The 15,455-nt window shown below is 66.0% G+C and carries 15 protein-coding genes and 1 riboswitch; of the genes, 10 read left to right on the top strand and 5 right to left on the bottom strand.

Translation table 11 applies throughout. The features are described 5' to 3' along the window. Positions 1–118 precede the first annotated feature (118 nt). Together WA070_RS07985 and cobA are read left to right on the top strand one after the other, a co-directional pair. Positions 119–2,731 carry a molybdopterin-dependent oxidoreductase gene (locus WA070_RS07985; protein WP_422633562.1) on the top strand — a complete coding sequence of 871 codons (2,613 nt, stop codon included), beginning with the start codon at positions 119–121 and terminating at the stop codon, positions 2,729–2,731. After that, positions 2,715–3,500, top strand: coding sequence for a uroporphyrinogen-III C-methyltransferase (gene cobA / locus WA070_RS07980; RefSeq protein ID WP_422633561.1), 786 nt, complete (start codon positions 2,715–2,717; stop codon positions 3,498–3,500). The genes WA070_RS07985 and cobA overlap by 17 nt, the downstream gene beginning before the upstream one ends. On the opposite strand, the gene mobA is transcribed toward cobA, so the two are convergent. Next, a complete protein-coding gene (gene mobA / locus WA070_RS07975) occupies positions 3,478–4,017 on the bottom strand; it encodes a molybdenum cofactor guanylyltransferase (RefSeq protein ID WP_422633560.1) in 540 nt (179 codons plus the stop codon). The two genes, cobA and mobA, sit on opposite strands and share 23 nt — an antisense overlap. 104 nt (positions 4,018–4,121) lie before the next feature. Here mobA and fdhD point away from each other — a divergent pair, with 104 nt between their 5' ends. Further along, the gene (fdhD, locus tag WA070_RS07970; RefSeq protein ID WP_422633559.1) at positions 4,122–4,919 is read left to right on the top strand and encodes a formate dehydrogenase accessory sulfurtransferase FdhD; all 798 of its coding nucleotides are present in this window, start codon (positions 4,122–4,124) and stop codon (positions 4,917–4,919) included. A 68-nt stretch (positions 4,920–4,987) separates the two neighbouring features. Continuing rightward, a riboswitch (cobalamin riboswitch) is annotated at positions 4,988–5,209 on the top strand. 177 nt (positions 5,210–5,386) lie between these two features. Then, positions 5,387–7,240, top strand: a complete 1,854-nt coding sequence (locus WA070_RS07965) for a TonB-dependent receptor plug domain-containing protein (protein ID WP_422633598.1) — start codon at positions 5,387–5,389, stop codon at positions 7,238–7,240. 37 nt (positions 7,241–7,277) lie between these two features. Here the strand turns inward: WA070_RS07965 and WA070_RS07960 are convergent, their stop codons facing one another. After that, on the bottom strand, positions 7,278–8,084 hold the full coding sequence (locus tag WA070_RS07960) for an ABC transporter substrate-binding protein (RefSeq protein ID WP_422633558.1): 807 nt from the start codon (positions 8,082–8,084) through the stop codon (positions 7,278–7,280). A gap of 122 nt (positions 8,085–8,206) precedes the next feature. Here WA070_RS07960 and WA070_RS07955 point away from each other — a divergent pair, with 122 nt between their 5' ends. Then, complete coding sequence (locus WA070_RS07955; protein ID WP_422633557.1) at positions 8,207–9,205, top strand: FecCD family ABC transporter permease; 999 nt, start codon at positions 8,207–8,209, stop codon at positions 9,203–9,205. Next, positions 9,199–9,975, top strand: a complete 777-nt coding sequence (locus WA070_RS07950; RefSeq protein ID WP_422633556.1) for an ABC transporter ATP-binding protein — start codon at positions 9,199–9,201, stop codon at positions 9,973–9,975. Before WA070_RS07955 ends, WA070_RS07950 begins: the two co-directional genes overlap by 7 nt. A 30-nt stretch (positions 9,976–10,005) precedes the next feature. Here WA070_RS07950 and WA070_RS07945 read toward each other — a convergent pair whose 3' ends face one another. Beyond that, the gene (locus tag WA070_RS07945) at positions 10,006–11,211 is read right to left on the bottom strand and encodes a penicillin-binding protein activator (protein WP_422633555.1); all 1,206 of its coding nucleotides are present in this window, start codon (positions 11,209–11,211) and stop codon (positions 10,006–10,008) included. 11 nt (positions 11,212–11,222) lie between these two features. On the opposite strand from WA070_RS07945, the gene rsmI reads away from it, so the two are divergent. The 4 genes from rsmI (at position 11,223) to WA070_RS07925 (ending at position 14,135) form a co-directional block, all read left to right on the top strand. Beyond that, positions 11,223–12,068 carry a 16S rRNA (cytidine(1402)-2'-O)-methyltransferase gene (gene rsmI, locus WA070_RS07940; protein WP_422633554.1) on the top strand — a complete coding sequence of 282 codons (846 nt, stop codon included), beginning with the start codon at positions 11,223–11,225 and terminating at the stop codon, positions 12,066–12,068. After that, entirely contained in the window at positions 12,065–12,433 is a 369-nt protein-coding gene (locus WA070_RS07935; protein ID WP_422633553.1) for a YraN family protein, read from the top strand. The genes rsmI and WA070_RS07935 overlap by 4 nt, the downstream gene beginning before the upstream one ends. 32 nt (positions 12,434–12,465) lie before the next feature. After that, positions 12,466–13,440, top strand: a complete 975-nt coding sequence (gene gshB / locus WA070_RS07930) for a glutathione synthase (RefSeq protein ID WP_422633552.1) — start codon at positions 12,466–12,468, stop codon at positions 13,438–13,440. A gap of 95 nt (positions 13,441–13,535) precedes the next feature. Next, positions 13,536–14,135 (top strand): DedA family protein, encoded by a 600-nt coding sequence (locus WA070_RS07925; RefSeq protein WP_422633551.1) that lies wholly within the window; start codon positions 13,536–13,538, stop codon positions 14,133–14,135. A gap of 3 nt (positions 14,136–14,138) precedes the next feature. Here the strand turns inward: WA070_RS07925 and WA070_RS07920 are convergent, their stop codons facing one another. Together WA070_RS07920 and WA070_RS07915 are read right to left on the bottom strand one after the other, a co-directional pair. After that, positions 14,139–14,432: a hypothetical protein gene (locus WA070_RS07920; RefSeq protein ID WP_422633550.1), complete on the bottom strand. Its 294-nt coding sequence runs from the start codon at positions 14,430–14,432 to the stop codon at positions 14,139–14,141. 66 nt (positions 14,433–14,498) lie between these two features. Continuing rightward, positions 14,499–15,395: a tyrosine recombinase XerC gene (locus WA070_RS07915; protein WP_422633549.1), complete on the bottom strand. Its 897-nt coding sequence runs from the start codon at positions 15,393–15,395 to the stop codon at positions 14,499–14,501. Between the last annotated feature and the right edge of the window lie 60 nt (positions 15,396–15,455).

Here is a 15,455-nt window from a genome sequence, read left to right as displayed (position 1 = left end):
GGCGTGCCAACATAAGCCCCTCTCCTTCAGGGGAGGGGTTGGGGTGGGGGCTATCCTACCAGCGCAGCGTTTGCGGCGCGCCCCCACCCCCGTCCCCTCCCCTGAAGGGGAGGGGTAAATGGTGGAAAGCATCCGCACTACCTGCGCCTATTGCGGCGTGGGTTGCGGCATCTCCGCAACCCCCACCGGCCCACGCTCCGTGACCATCACTGGCGACGCCCTTCATCCCGCGAACGCCGGACGCCTCTGTTCCAAGGGCACGCATCTGGGCGAAACCGTGGGACTGGAGGGGCGGCTGCTCCATCCCATGATCGGCGACAAACGCGCCGGATGGGACAAGGCGCTGGATCTGGTGGGCAAACGTTTTGCCGACACGATCGCGCGCCATGGGCCGGACAGCGTGGCCTTCTATGTCTCGGGCCAGTTGCTGACCGAGGATTATTATGTCGCCAACAAACTGATGAAGGGCTTCATCGGTTCGGCCAATATCGACACCAATTCGCGCCTGTGCATGTCCAGCGCGGTGGCGGGCCACAATCGCGCCTTTGGCGAAGACATCGTGCCCGCCAGCTATGATGATCTGGACGTGGCGGACCTGATCGTGCTGGTCGGGTCGAACACCGCCTGGTGCCACCCCATCGTCTATCAGCGGATACAGGCGGCGCGCGCCGCGCGCGGTACGAAGCTGGTCGTCATCGACCCGCGCCGCACCGAAACCTGCGAAGGGGCGGACCTGCACCTGCCGCTGCGCCCCGGCAGCGACGTGGCGTTGATGAACGGCCTGCTCGCATGGGTCGCGCAGGCCGGACTGCTCGACGCCGATTTTCTGGCGCACCACGTCCATGCCCCCGACGGCTTCTGGAAACATATCGGCGCAGGCCATGACTTGTGGACGACGGCCAAGGCATGCGACCTGCCGCCCGCCTTGCTCCAGCAATTTTACGAACTGTTCGCCGCGACCCCGCGCACGGTGACGATGTTCAGTCAGGGCATCAACCAGTCTATCCGTGGCACCGATCAGGTCAATGCGATCATCAACGTCCATCTGGCGACGGGCCGCATCGGCAAGCCGGGGGCCGCGCCCTTTTCGATCACGGGACAGCCCAATGCGATGGGCGGGCGCGAAGTCGGCGGGCTGGCGACGACGCTGGCCGCGCATATGGACTTCGCGCCCGAAAACGTCGCGCGGGTCGGGCGCTTCTGGGCCGCGCCGAATATGGCGACCAGACCGGGCCTCAAGGCCGTCGACCTGTTCCGCCAGATTGGCGAGGGGCGGATCAAGGCTTTGTGGGTGATGGCCACCAATCCCGCCGTTTCGCTGCCCGCCGCCGGGCGCGTGCGCGAAGCGCTGGAAAGCTGCCCCTTTGTCGTCGTCTCCGACGTCATGGCCACCACCGACACCAGCGTCCACGCCCATGTCCGCTTGCCCGCCGCCGCATGGGGGGAGAAAGACGGCACCGTCACCAACAGCGACCGCACGATCAGCCGCCAGCGCGCGCTGCTCCCGCTGCCCGGTGAAGCCAAACCCGACTGGTGGATCGTCACGCAGGTCGCGCGGCGGATGGGGTGGAAAAGTGCCTTTACCTACGACCGGCCCGCCGACATCTGGCGCGAACATGCGCGCCTGACCGCCTATCAGAATGACGGGGCGCGCTTGCTCAACCTGCGTGCGCAGGCCGCGATCGGTAATGAAGCCTATGACGCGATGGAACCGTTCCGCTGGGGCGGGACCGTCTTCGCCGATGGCCGTTTCCCCACGGCGGACGGCAGGGCGCGGCTGGTGCGGGTCGGCCAGATGGATGTGCAGGGTCCGCTCAAGGACTGGCCGATGACGCTCAACACCGGGCGCTATCGCGACCAGTGGCACACGATGACGCGCACCGGCCTGTCGCCGAAACTGGCGCGCCATCGCGAAGAGCCGCTGGTGGAAATGCATGAAAGCGACGCCGGAGCGCTGGGTCTGGTCGATGGCGATCTGGCGCGGGTGGCAACGCCGCAGGGCGACAGCCTGTTTCGGGTTCATATCGAAAACGGCCAGCGCCCCGGCGAAATCTTCACGCCGATCCACTGGACCGATCAGCAATCGAGCGGTGGGCGCACCGGCCTGCTGCCCCGGCCGCTGGTTGATCCCCATTCGGGCCAGCCGGGCTTCAAATCCACGCCCGTGCGGGTCGAAAAGGTCATGACCGAATGGAAGGGCTTTCTGATCCTGCGCGGCACCGATCCGGTGCGGGTGCCATGCCTGTGGTCAACGCGGATCACCGTGCCGGGCGGCGCATTGATCGAGGTCGCGGGCAATGGCGATCCCGCCCGGCTGGAGGCGTGCCTGCCCAGGGGCGAACGGGTCGAGGCGATCGACGCGATGCGCGGCACGCGCCGCGTGGCGATCATCCGCGATGGAAAGCTGGCAGGCGTGCTGATTGTCACCCGCAGCGGGGTCTTGCCGGGCCGCGACTGGCTGATCGGACAACTGGCGCTGGCGGGCGTGGGCGCATCCGTGCTGGCCGCGCGGGGACCGGGGAATCAACCGGACAAGGGCGCGGTCGTCTGCGTCTGTTTCGACATCGGCCTCAATCAGATCGTCGCCGCCATTCGTGACCAGCGGCTGGTCGATGTCCCCGCCGTCGGCGCGGCGCTGGGCGCGGGCACCAACTGCGGGTCGTGTCGACCGGCAATTGCAAACATTATCAATGGCTTATCGCAGGAGGCAGTGCATGCCGTCGCACAATGACCTGATCGCACCGGGCGACGTCTGGCTGGTGGGGGCCGGACCGGGCGACCCCGACCTGCTGACGCGCAAAGCGGAAAAGCTGATCGGCGCGGCGGACATCATCTTCTACGATGCGCTGGTCGGGCCGGGCGTGCTGGACCTGATCCCCGCTGACGTCGAACGGGTGAGCGTTGGCAAGCGATCCGGGCGGCACAGCAAGGTGCAGGAAAGCATCAACGACCTGCTGCTCGCCGCCGCACGGACGGGCCAGCGGGTCGTGCGCCTGAAGGGCGGCGACCCTTCGATATTCGGGCGGTCGGCTGAAGAAATGGCGCATCTGGGCGACGCAGGCGTGCGCGTGCGCATCTGCCCCGGCATCACCACCGCCAGCGCCGCAGCCGCCAGCGGCCACGCCTCGCTGACCCTGCGCGGCAAGGCACGCGGCCTGACGCTGGTGACCGCGCACCTTAAGGCTGGCGAGCCGCTCAGGCTGGACTGGGACGCGCTCGCCCGGCCCGGCGGGACGATCGGCATCTATATGGGCCGCGCCGCCGCCAGCGAGATCGCCCGCAACCTGATCGCTGCTGGCCGCGACCCCGATACGCCGGTCATGGTCGCGGTCAACGTCTCCCTGCCCGACGAACGGCTGATCCGGGGCAAGCTGTCTGCGCTCGCCTTCCTCGTCCAGACCATCAGCGACGAAGACCCGACATTGCTGCTGATCGGCGAAGCCGTCGCCGCGACGGAAACGTCAAAAGCTGTGGTCCTCACTCAGGAAATCGCGGCGTAAAAATCCGCAAATCTTCGGGCCGGTTGATGTTGGGCAGAACGAGTCCCGGCATCTCCACGACCCGCGCGCCAATCCGGTCGATCCACCCGTAGATGGATCGAACATTGTCCGCCGCCAGATGCGCGTCGAGATCCGGGGCAAGGGTCGCAGGCCACCAGCCGAGCAGTTGCTGCCCTTTCAGGATCGCCGCTTCAGGACCGACCAGCGCAGCGGGCAGGCTGGCAGGATAGACCGGCATGTCGCACCCCGTCGTCAGCACGCCGCCAAAGCCATGGGCCAGTGCATGGTGAAGCGCGGCATTAAGACCACCCAATGGTCCCATATCCGGCGCAGGCCGATCGGGCAGGCCGCCCGGTCTGCCGCAAATGACGACCCTGGCCACATGCGGAACAAGCCCCGCAACGGCATGGTCCAGCAGGGTGCGACCATCGCCCATACACGCCATTGCCTTGTCACTGCCGAAGCGGGAGGATCGTCCCCCCGCCAGCACGGCGCCCAATATCGGCGAATCGGTCATCGGCGTTCCCATGTCCTTCTGCATAAGCGACGACATGACGCATCGCTATGGTTGAGCCGCTTGCCCCAAGCCGCTACCCAGCGCGGATGGACAGTGCCGCAGACATGCCAAGCAGCGATGAAGCCGGGGTCGATTTCCTGCGGCTCACCCCCGATGGCGATACGGTTGACGTAACCCGGATACTGGCGCGCGAAGTGCCGGTCGCGATCGAATATAATGGCGTGGGCTATGCCGTGCTGATGGCGACGCCCGACGACATTGGCGATCTGCTACAGGGGTTCAGCCTGTCGGAACGGCTGATCGGGCCGGGCGACGGCGTGCTGGACGTCGATGTCCATGCCACCGATAAGGGCATCGTCGCCCGCGCCACCCTGCCGCCGACCCGGACACCGGGGCTGCTCGACCGGGTGCGGCATCGCGCATCGGACAGTTCCTGCGGCCTGTGCGGCATCGAAAATCTGGAACAGGCGATCCGGCCCTTGCCCCCCGTCACGACCCGATCGCGCGCTGACAGGGCCGCGATCTTCCGGGCGTTGGAGTCCCTGCGCGATCATCAGCCCCTCAACGCCGCGACCGGCGCGGTCCATGCGGCCGCATTGGTCGGTGCAGACGGAACGATCCGGCTGGCGCGGGAGGATGTCGGGCGGCACAATGCGTTCGACAAGCTGATCGGCGCGATGGCGCGAACCGGCGCGGATTGGGACGGCGGCTTCGCGCTGCTGTCGTCGCGCTGTTCCTATGAACTGGTGGAAAAGGCGGTGCTGGCCGATTGCCCGCTGCTCGTCACCATTTCCGCGCCCACTGCGCTGGCGATGGAGCGGGCGTCGGCGGCGGGATTGCCGCTGGTCGTGCTGGCGCGATCCGACGCCTTGTTGCTGCGCGGCCACAGCCGCCGCCTATGATGTGCGGACTGCTTGGCAGCCTGCATCTTTTACCCTAGGGAGCGCGACGCGAGGGGGGCTTGTTCCCCTTGCGATATGATCGCGCCGGTGCCCGGCAACGGGCTTAATCGGGAATGCGGTGCGGGCGTGAAAGCGCCCAATTCCGTGGCTGTCCCTGCAACTGTAAGCGGATAGCGCGATGCACGCGGGCGTCTTTTGAAAGGACGCCGGCCACTGGAGTAATCCGGGAAGGCTGTGCATCGTTGCTGTGACCCGCGAGCCAGGAGACCTGCCGGCGCTTGGTCGCTCTTGCCCTGATCCAGGGGATGGTCATGGCACGGTGGTTTTCCGTCGAGCGACGCTATGCGGCCGGGCCGCATCGCCGTGCGTGGCGGGGGACTGGCGTCACCCTGTTCCTGCATGACGACCGCCTTGATCGGCGGACGCCCTGGCCATCCAGTCGCGTGGACGCCGGGGGTATATGGATAATGATGAAATTGGGGATTTCGCTCGCAGCCTTGCTGGCGGCGACACCAGCGCTGGCGCAGGTCGTCGCTGGCGATGATGACAATATCGTGGTGACGGCATCGGGCATCGCCCAGCCGCGCGACGAAGTGGGGCAGGCCATCACCGTGATCGATGCGGACACGATCGCCAAGCGCCAGAGCGTCGATGTGATCGACTTGCTGGCGACGACGCCGGGCGTGCGGTTCAACCGCACCGGATCGACCGGCAGCGCGGCGGGCATATCGCTGCGCGGCGCGGAAACGACGCAGACGCTGGTGCTGATCGACGGGGTGAAGGTCAACGACCCCAGCGGCATCGGCGACGGCTATGATTTCGGCCATCTGCTGACCGGCAATATCCGGCGGATCGAAATCCTGCGCGGATCGAACTCGGTCGTCTATGGCAGCCAGGCGATTGGCGGCGTGGTCAACATCATGACCGGCACGCCGGTGGACGGATTCGGCGCGAATGCTTCGATCGACTATGGCTATAGCGACACGTTGAGCGCCAAAGCGGATGTGTCGGGCAGCAGCGGCATCGCGTCGGGCGGGATTGGCGCGGCCTATTTCCGCACTGACGGCATTTCGTCGGCGGCGGGCGGCACGGAAAAGGACGGCTATGAAAATGTCGCGACCAACGCCCGCCTGACGCTGGCGTTCAGCGATGCGCTGAGCCTCGACCTGCGCGGATACTATATCCATGGCGATCTCGACTATGACAGCTTCTTTGGCGCGCCCGCCGACAGCAGCGATGTCAGCAAGCTGGACCAATATGTCGGCTATGCCGGGATTAACCTGAAACTGCTGGATGGGAAGCTGACCAACCGGGCCGCCGTTACCTATCTGCGTAACGATCGCGATTATTATTTCGTGCGCGGCACCGACCCGGACTATGGCTATTCCGGCACGAACCTGCGGTTCGAATATGAAGGCGTCTATGCGCCGGTGGATCAGGCCAAGCTGGTGTTCGGCTATGAGCATGAAGCGCCGGACTATGATTTCTTTGGCTTCGGATCGAACGATAGCGCCAAGGCGAATATCGACAGCGTCTACGGGCTGGCCATCGTCAAGCCGTTCACGGGGCTGGCCGTCACTGGTGGCGTGCGGCATGACGATCATAGCCAGTTCGGCGGCGCGACCACGTTTGGCGCGAACGCCAACTATAGCCCCAATGCGGGCGCGACCAATGTGCGCTTGAGCTATGGCGAAGGGTTCAAGGCACCCTCGCTCTATCAACTTTACGACAGTTTCAGCGGCAATAGCGCGCTGCGTCCCGAACGGTCGAAAAGCTATGATGTCGGCTTCGACCAGAGCCTGAACGATGGACGGGCGATCCTGTCGGTGACCGCGTTCCTGCGCCACACCCGCAACCAGATCAACTATGACAATGCGACCTTCACCTACGGCAATATCGACCGCACCCGCGCCAAGGGCGTGGAAGCGTCGCTGGCGCTGAAGCCGGTGGATGCGCTGACCGTGACGGGCAGCTACAGCTATGTCGATGCGCGTGATCGGTCGGCGGGATCGGCCAATTTCGGCAACCGGCTGGCGCGGCGGGCGACCAATGCGGTCAGCATGTCGGCGGACTATGTCTGGGCCTTCGGCCTGTCCACCGGAGCAACGGTCACGATGGTCGGCGACAGTTTCGACAATGCGGCCAATACGCGGCGTCTGGACGGCTATGCGCTGGTCGGCGTGCGTGCGTCGCTGCCGATTGGCGAGCGGCTGGAAATCTACGGCCGCATCGACAATCTGTTCGATGAGACCTACGCCACAGCCTATGGCTATGGAACCTACGGCCGGTCGGCCTTTGGCGGCGTGCGTGTCCGCTTCTGACACAGTGCATGGGGTGGCGGGCATGATGCCCGCCGCCTCACCTTTGCCCGTTCAGGCGGGCCGTGAGTCTCTGCGCGGCCTGCACATAAGCGGGGCCGCCGCATACGGTCCAGCTTTGCGGCAGGCTGATGCGCGGGATGGCGCGCAGGGCGGGATGGTGCAGCATTTCGGTGCCCTGATCCTGCACGCGGTCGGTGGCACTTTCCACGATCAGCCAGTCGGGGCGGGCCGCGACCATCTGTTCCAGCGGCACCTGTGCCAAAGCGGCCTTGCCCAGTTTCGCCGCAAGGTTGGTGAGGCCCACGCGGCGCATCAAGTCATCGACCAGCGTGCCGGTGCCGGTCATATAGCCGCGCCGTTGATAATAGGCCGCGACGCCCTTGCCCTTCGCGTGGGGCAGGGCGGCAAGGTCGCGGTTCATCCGCGCGATCAGCGCTTCGCCCCGGTCGGGATGGCCAATGGCGCGGGCGACGGCACGGATCTGGCCCAGGATCATGGGATAGCTTTCCGCGCTGGCGAGGCCCAGCGTGGCCCACCGCCCCGGCGGCGCGCCCGCCACCATGCCGGGACCGATGGGAAAACCCAAGATCAGGTCTGGCTGGATCGCCAGCACCTCCTCGGTCCCGCTGCGCAGGATAGGGATTCCGCGCGCCTTGGCCGCTGCCGCCGACAGTTCTGGGTCGCGCGCAAACCGGCTGAGTGCGGCGATCTGCCTCGGATCGGCGAGCGCGAGCAGATATTGATCGGCGCAGACGTTGAGCGACACGATGCGGCGTGGAGCAGGCGCGGCGGCGCCGGTGAGCAGGAATATGGCGGTGGCCGCGATCGTCAGGGGGCGAATCATTCAAGCTGCCTAACAGCAGGCCGTGTTCCTGCGAAGGCAGGGGTGCAGATGAAACGGCTTAACTGGGTTTCCGCCTTCGCGGGAACACGTCGCTTTGCCGACCAATGTGAAGCGATGGAGACATGAGCACAGGTCGTTATCACCCATTGCTAATCCCTGGCCTTTTGGCGGTGGTCGTCGTCGCGGCCTTCGGGTCGATCATGCTGGGCGCGGTGCCGATCAGTCCGGCGCGAATCGGCGCAGTGCTGCGCGGGGGCGGCGACCCCATCGCGCGTGCCATCATCATCGACCTGCGGATGCCGCGCATGGCGCTCAGCCTGATTGTCGGCGCGATGCTGGGCGTGGCGGGGGGGGCGTTACAGGGGTATCTGCGCAATCCGCTGGCCGAACCGTCCGTGCTGGGCGCATCCAATGCGGCGGCTTTGGGTGCAGTGGCGGCGCTCTATTTCGGGCTGTCGGCGGTGCATCCGTTTGCGCTGCCTTTGCTGGCGATCCTGACTGCGCTGGTGGCCATCGGCGGGCTGTTCCTGCTCGCCGGGCCGTCGGAAAGTCCACTGACACTCATATTGGCGGGGATCGCGGTGGCGACGCTGGCTGGGGCGGGGATCAGTCTGGCGCTCAACCTCTCGCCCAATCCCTTCGCCGCGATGGAAATCATGAGCTGGCTGATGGGGAGCCTTGAAAATCGCAGCTACGCCCATGTCTGGATCGCTCTGCCTTGCGTCATCGTCGGCGCTGGCCTGCTGATCGCGGATGGGCGGACGCTGGATGCGCTGACGCTGGGCGAGGATGGCGCGCAGGCATTGGGCGTGAACCTGTCCGCCGCGCGGTGGCGCATGATGCTGGGCGTCGCGATCGGCGTGGGTGGCGCAGTGGCGGTTTCAGGGGCGATCGGCTTTGTCGGGCTGATCGTGCCGCATATCGTGCGGCCGCTGACCGATCGCTCCCCGTCCGCTGTGCTGCTGCCCTCGCTACTGGGCGGAGCAGCGCTGCTGACGCTGGCGGACATCGGCGTGCGGCTGATCCCGACGACCAATGAACTCAAGCTGGGCGTTGTGACGGCGATGCTGGGCGTGCCGGTCTTCCTGATCCACCTGATGCGGGAGCGACGGCTATGGTGACGATCCGGGCGGAAGGATTGTCAGTGCTGCTGGGTCGCCATGTTGCGGTGTCGGGTGTCGATGTGACGCTGGAGCCGGGTCAGATGGTGGGCATCATCGGGCCGAACGGCGCGGGTAAATCCACGCTGATCCGGGCGATGCTGGGGCTGGCGCGGACCGAGGCGGGACGGGTGACGATCGACGGGCAGGATGTCGCGCGGATCGATCGGCGGACGGTGGCGCGCGCGGTCGCTTATTTGCCGCAGGGGCAGAGCCTGCACTGGCCGCTCAGCGTCGCGCGGCTGGTGGCGCTGGGGCGGTTGCCGCATCTGGGACCGCTGTCGCGCCTGACGGACGCCGACGAGGCGGCGGTGCGGTCGGCCATGGCGCGGGCGGATGTGCTGCACCTTCAGGATCGAGTGGCGACCCAATTGTCAGGTGGGGAGCGGGCGCGAGTGCTGCTGGCGCGTGCGCTGGCGGTGGAGGCGCACGCGCTGATCGCCGACGAGCCGCTGGCCGCACTCGATCCGGGGCATCAGATGGATGTTATGGACCTGTTGCGCGCGGAAGCGAAGGGCGGCGCGCTGGTCGTGACGGTGCTGCACGATCTGGGCATGGCGGCGCGCTGGTGCGACCGGCTGCTGCTGCTGCACCGGGGCGCGCTGGTGGCAGATGGCGCGCCGATGGACGTGCTGACGCATGATGCGCTGGCGCAGGTTTATGGCGTAACCGCGCGGATCGAGCGGGACGGAGACTGGCCGTTGATTGTGCCGACCGGACGTGTGGGATAATCCCCCCCACCCTTGCAGGGGAGGATGTTCTCAGTCCCCGAAGCTGCGGGGGGCGGCATCCACGACGCTGGTCGCGCCGGTGCCGACTTCGGACACCTCCAGCGCGCGTTCGGCCACGCCCGCTCGGTTGAAGCGGAAGGCGCCGTCGATGCCGGAAAAGCCGCCCGAGTCGCGCAGGCGCGCGGCGGGGAAGGGGCTGCCAGGTTTCCAGTCCTGCGCGATGCGGACGGTCAGCAATACCGCGTCATAGCCTAGCGAGGAGAGGCGGAAGGGTGCGCTGTGGTAGCGGGCGCGATATTTGGTCGATAGCTGGCGATAGAGCGCGTCCGAAACGCTGGCATACCATGCGCCGCGCAGGACTGGGCTGACGGCCAGAGATCCTTCGGTATTCCACAGTTCGGTGCCGAGCAGGCGCGCGGTTGCGCCGCCATTTTTGCGGACGATGGGGGCGACCTGCAATGCGACGCGGCCACTGTCGGCGATTAGCAGCGCGTCATAGCTGGAGGCGGCCTGCAATTTTTTGACCGCTGCCGTGATGGAGGCGGGGGAACGGTCGAACGTTTGGAGCGAGACGACGGTGCCGCCCGCCTGTTCGACTGCGCGGAGCAGCGCATTCCCTGAGCGTTCACCATAGGTTCCGCGCGGTACGAGGGCGGCGAAGCTGGACAGCCCCTTTTCGCGGGCGAAGCCGACGACCCGTTCGATCGACTGGTTGGGGTTGTAGCCCATGATGTAGACGCCGCTGCCAGCGACGCTGTTGTCGTTGGAGAAGCTGATGACCGGTACGTTGGCGCGGGCGGCGATCGGCCCGATGATGCGGGCGTCATCCGCCAATAATGGACCCAATATCAATCTGTTACCGTCGGACAGGGCGCGATTGACCGCTGCCGCTGCGCCGGTTGCGGTGTCGTAGGTGGTGATGCGCACCTTGTCGGTTTTCGTGTCCATCAGCGCCAGCGTGGTGGCATTGGCGATGGATTGGCCCACGCCCGCATTGGGACCGGACATGGGCACGAGCAGCGCGACGCGGTGGCGTGTGGCGTCGGTCGGCAACCCCTGAACGACTTCGGGACCGGTCGGCCTGACCGGGCCGGTGGGCGCGGTCGGGGCCGGTCCTTTTGGCACGATCGTCTGGCAGGCGGCGAGCAGCAGGGTGCCTGTTGCAAGCAGGATGCGCGCGCCGCGCCTGCATGAAGCGAAGAAGTCCGCTTGCCGTGGGGCATCCGTCTCTGTCATCTGGCGTCCTTATGGAAGATTCTGGTTCTGCCGGGCTTGAGCCTGGGCTTTATATCGTCGCGGGGCCGATCGGCAACCTTGGAGACCTCACGCCGCGCGGCGCGGAGGTGTTGCGGCTGGCCGACGTGGTTGCCGTGGAGGATACGCGGGTCAGTGCGCGCCTGCTGCGTCATGCCGGATCGGACAGGCCGATGATCCCCTATCACGACCATAGCGGGGAAAATGTCCGGGCGCGCCTGGTGGAGCGGATGGCGGGCGAATCGGTCGCTTTGCTGTCGGACGCTGGCACGCCGCTGATATCCGATCCGGGATACAAGCTGGTGCGTGATGCGCGGGCGGCGGGGCGGATGGTGACGACATTGCCGGGGCCAAGCGCGGTAATCGCGGCGCTGACGCTGTCGGGGCTGCCGACCGACCGGTTTCTGTTCATGGGATTCCTGGCGAGCAAGGCCAAGGCACGGGGCGATACGCTGGACGAGGTTGCGGCGTTGCGGGCGACGCTGGTATTTTACGAAAGTGGCCCGCGCCTGTCGGAAAGCCTGTCGGCAATGGCCGCGCATCTGGGCGATCGGGACGCGGCGGTGGCGCGGGAGATCAGCAAGACGTTCGAGGAAACGGCGACCGGCACCTTGTTGGAACTGTCCGCCCGCTATGCCGATGCGCCGCCCAAGGGCGAAATCGTCGTGATCGTCGGCCCGCCCGGCGAAGCGCCACCGGCCAGCGCGGCGGATGCGGATGCAGCGTTGATCGAAGCGCTGACCCGCCTGTCGGTGTCCAAGGCGGCGGGCGAGGTCGCCAAGAAAATGGGGCTGGACCGGCGCGCGCTGTATGAGCGGGCGGTGGAGCTGAAGGGGTGAAGAAGCCGGGTGCGGCGCGCCTCGCCGCCGAAAAGCGCGGTCGGCAGGCCGAGCGGATCGCAGGATGGTGGCTGCGCCTGAAAGGCTGGCAGATCGTCGGGCGGCGGATGCGCACGGCGGCGGGTGAGGTCGATCTGGTCGCGCGACGGGGTGCGATGCTGGCGTTCGTCGAAGTGAAGGCGCGAGGCAGCGCGGCGGAACTGGATCTGGCGATAGATGAGCGGCGGTTGCGCAGGGTCGCGGCGGCGGCGGAGATATTGTGGCACGAACTGGCAAAACCGGGGGACGACATGCGAATCGACGTCATCCTCCTTGCGCCGGGACGTGCGCCACGCCATCTGGCGAACGTCTGGCATGGGGGGTAGGTTTGCCTTCCTGTTGAAAGGAAGCGTAGCGCATGACCCAACTTAACCCCCTGACCGTTGCGGTACAGATGGACCCGATGGAGAGCATCAAGATCGGGGGCGATTCGACCTTTCACATCATGCTGGCGGGGCAGGCGCGTGGGCATCGGCTCTATCATTATCTCGCGCCCGACCTGACATTCCGCGACGGCCGGGTGCTGGCAAAGGCCCGGCCGGTCAACGTGCAGAAGGTGGAAGGCGACCATTTTGCATATGGGCCAGCGGAAATGCTGGACCTTGGCCGGGACGTCGATGTCGTGCTGATGCGGCAGGATCCGCCGTTCGACTTAAGCTATATCACCGCGACGCATTTGCTGGAGCGGGTGCAGGCCGAAACGCTGGTGGTCAATGACCCCGCCAGCGTGCGCAACGCGCCCGAAAAACTGTTCGTGCTGGATTATGCGCGCTTCATGCCGCCCACGATGATTACCCGCGACCTGGATGAGGTGCGCAGCTTCCTGAAGGAGCATGGCGAAATCGTGGTCAAGCCGCTCTATGGCAATGGCGGCGTTGCCGTTTTCCATGTCGGCAGGAATGGCGCGAACCTGTCTTCGCTGGTGGAAGTGTTCAAGGCATCCTGGGTCGAACCGTTCATGGTGCAGGCCTTCATCCCCGGCGTGGCCGAAGGGGACAAGCGCATCGTGCTCGTCGATGGTGAGGTGGCGGGGGCGGTTAATCGTATTCCCGGCGCGGGCGAAATCCGGTCGAACCTGGCGGTCGGCGGATCGGCGGCCAAGACGGAATTGACCGACAAGGAGCGCGAGATTTGCGCTGCGTTGGGGCCGGAGTTGAAGGCGCGCGGGCTGTTGTTCGTCGGGATCGATGTGATCGGCGGCGAATGGCTGACGGAAATCAATGTGACATCGCCCACGGGCATCGTGTCGATCGACGCGTTCGACGGCACCGACACGGGCGGCCTGATCTGGGATGCGATCGACGCCCGGCTGGCGGCGCGGGTCGCGGCATAATTCTACTTGATGAGGCTGAACGAACGGAAGGCGCGGTCGTGCGTTGTGGCTGCTGTGATCCTTTGGAAAAGCCAAGCCACTATGCGTGAACGATCTTGACCGACTGGGTGCTGCGGCTGATTGATGCAGGCGGTTATTGGGGCATTTTCCTGCTGATGGTGCTGGAAAATGTCTTTCCACCGATTCCTTCCGAACTGATTATGGGTGTCGGCGGCATTCGTGTCGGCCAAGGCCGCATGGCGATGGAATGGCTGTTGCTGGCTGGCACGGTCGGCACCACCGTCGGCAACTATTTCTGGTATCTGGTCGGGCATATATTGGGTTTCGAGCGATTGAAGCCTTTGGTCGATCGCTATGGCCGATGGGCGACGCTGGAATGGCGCGATGTCGAGGCGCTGGACCGGTTATTCGGCAAATATGGCCAGATCGTCGTGTTCGTGTTTCGATTCCTGCCTGCGTTCCGCACGATGATCTCCCTGCCCGCAGGACTGTTCCGCATGGGCCATGTCCGCTTCCTGCTTTGGACGGCGGGCGGGGCGCTGATCTGGAACGTCATATTGGCCTATGCAGGCTATGTTTTAGGGCAGAAATTCAGCGACATTGATCGTTATGTCGGACCTGCGGCGACGGTGTGCGTGGTCGGAGCCGTGATCCTCTATCTGTGGCGGCTGGCTACCTGGCGGCCCAAAGGTTAGGCTTCAGAAAGGCAGTTTGATGCCGACCATCACCCGTTGCGAAGTGGTGCCGTTGCTAAAACTTTGGCTTTCGATGTGCAGGTTCGCCTTTGCGTCGCCGAACAGTCCCATCTCCGCGCGACCCAATGGCGGTTCGGTGTCGATCGGCGTGCGTTCGATGCGCTGGCTGGGGCGGCGAGCGGTGACGACGATGGCGTTGCTGTCGGGCGACGGCTTGACGGATTTCAGATTAAAATCGGCCGGAATCTCGCCGGTGCCTATCGTCTGTAGTGTCAGGATCAGGTGCAGCCTCGACATGGTTTCGTCCCGCAAGGTGAGTCAGGTGCCATGCTGGCGGCGCAATGCGGCGCTTTCGTGGCGATTTCAGGCGCGCGGGTGTGCGGCGCGGTAGACGTCGAGCAGGTGTGCGGCATCGACCTGCGTATAGATTTGCGTCGAGGACAGGCTGGCGTGGCCGAGCAGTTCCTGCAGGGAGCGCAGGTCCGCGCCGCGCCCCAGCAGGTGCGTTGCGAAGCTATGGCGCAGGGCATGGGGCGTGGTGCGATCCGACAGGCCGAGGCGTCCGCGGGCGCCCTGCACCGCGCGGCGGATGAGTGCCGGGGAGAGCGGGCCACCGCGCGCGCCACGGAACAGCGGTTCGTCGCGATCGACCAGATAGGGGCAGAGCGCCACATAGGCGTCGATCGCCGCGCGGACTTGGGGCAGGAGCGGCACCTGCCGAGTCTTGTTCCGCTTGCCAGTGACGCGCAGCGTGTCGCCCAACGGTAGCGCCGCGCCGGTCAGGCTCACCGCTTCGCCGATGCGCAGGCCAGCGCCGTAGAGCAATAAAAGCACTGCCCAGTCGCGCGCGCCGATCCATGGCTCGCGCGCGGTTTCGGCGATGTCCTGCGCCAGCGCGATGGCTTCGTCAGGGGAGATGGGGCGGGGCAGGCCGCGCTTGGCCCGTGGCCCTTTCAGCAGCGGGACATGGGCTTCGTCGCCGCCAACAAAGCGCAGGAAACCGCGCACGGCGGATAGCTCGCGCGCGGCGGACAGATTGCCGATGCCATCCATGCGCCGCACGGTCAGGAAGGCGCGCAGGTCGGACTGGTCAATCTTGGCCAGGGTAGCTGCGGTGGCGGGGGCGCCCTGATGATCGGTCAGGAAAGTAAGCAGCCGCTGGGCCGTCGCGACATAGGCGCGCACGGTGTGGATGGACCGCCGCCGGTCGAGCGCGAGATGGGCGCGCCAGCGTTCGAGGAGGTCGGGAGAGGCGGACATGGCATGATCCTAGGCCATGATCGGCGCGAGCGGTATCCCCGACCCCCTTGAATTTCACGG

It is taken from the genome of Sphingobium sp. (genome assembly GCF_049304695.1).
GTDB lineage: Bacteria > Pseudomonadota > Alphaproteobacteria > Sphingomonadales > Sphingomonadaceae > Sphingobium.
Note: the sequence above shows the minus strand (reverse complement) of the source record. Positions and strands in the feature narration are given on the sequence as shown.

Excerpts from the sequence above, each read along its gene's own strand:
- WA070_RS07985 (WP_422633562.1), top strand. The coding sequence starts at position 119 with ATGGTGGAAAGCATCCGCACTACCTGCGCCTATTGCGGCGTGGGTTGC.
- cobA (WP_422633561.1), top strand. The coding sequence starts at position 2,715 with ATGCCGTCGCACAATGACCTGATCGCACCGGGCGACGTCTGGCTGGTG.
- mobA (WP_422633560.1), bottom strand. The coding sequence starts at position 4,017 with ATGACCGATTCGCCGATATTGGGCGCCGTGCTGGCGGGGGGACGATCC.
- fdhD (WP_422633559.1), top strand. The coding sequence starts at position 4,122 with ATGCCAAGCAGCGATGAAGCCGGGGTCGATTTCCTGCGGCTCACCCCC.
- WA070_RS07965 (WP_422633598.1), top strand. The coding sequence starts at position 5,387 with ATGATGAAATTGGGGATTTCGCTCGCAGCCTTGCTGGCGGCGACACCA.
- WA070_RS07960 (WP_422633558.1), bottom strand. The coding sequence starts at position 8,084 with ATGATTCGCCCCCTGACGATCGCGGCCACCGCCATATTCCTGCTCACC.
- WA070_RS07955 (WP_422633557.1), top strand. The coding sequence starts at position 8,207 with ATGAGCACAGGTCGTTATCACCCATTGCTAATCCCTGGCCTTTTGGCG.
- WA070_RS07950 (WP_422633556.1), top strand. The coding sequence starts at position 9,199 with ATGGTGACGATCCGGGCGGAAGGATTGTCAGTGCTGCTGGGTCGCCAT.
- WA070_RS07945 (WP_422633555.1), bottom strand. The coding sequence starts at position 11,211 with ATGACAGAGACGGATGCCCCACGGCAAGCGGACTTCTTCGCTTCATGC.
- rsmI (WP_422633554.1), top strand. The coding sequence starts at position 11,223 with ATGGAAGATTCTGGTTCTGCCGGGCTTGAGCCTGGGCTTTATATCGTC.
- gshB (WP_422633552.1), top strand. The coding sequence starts at position 12,466 with ATGACCCAACTTAACCCCCTGACCGTTGCGGTACAGATGGACCCGATG.
- WA070_RS07920 (WP_422633550.1), bottom strand. The coding sequence starts at position 14,432 with ATGTCGAGGCTGCACCTGATCCTGACACTACAGACGATAGGCACCGGC.
- WA070_RS07915 (WP_422633549.1), bottom strand. The coding sequence starts at position 15,395 with ATGTCCGCCTCTCCCGACCTCCTCGAACGCTGGCGCGCCCATCTCGCG.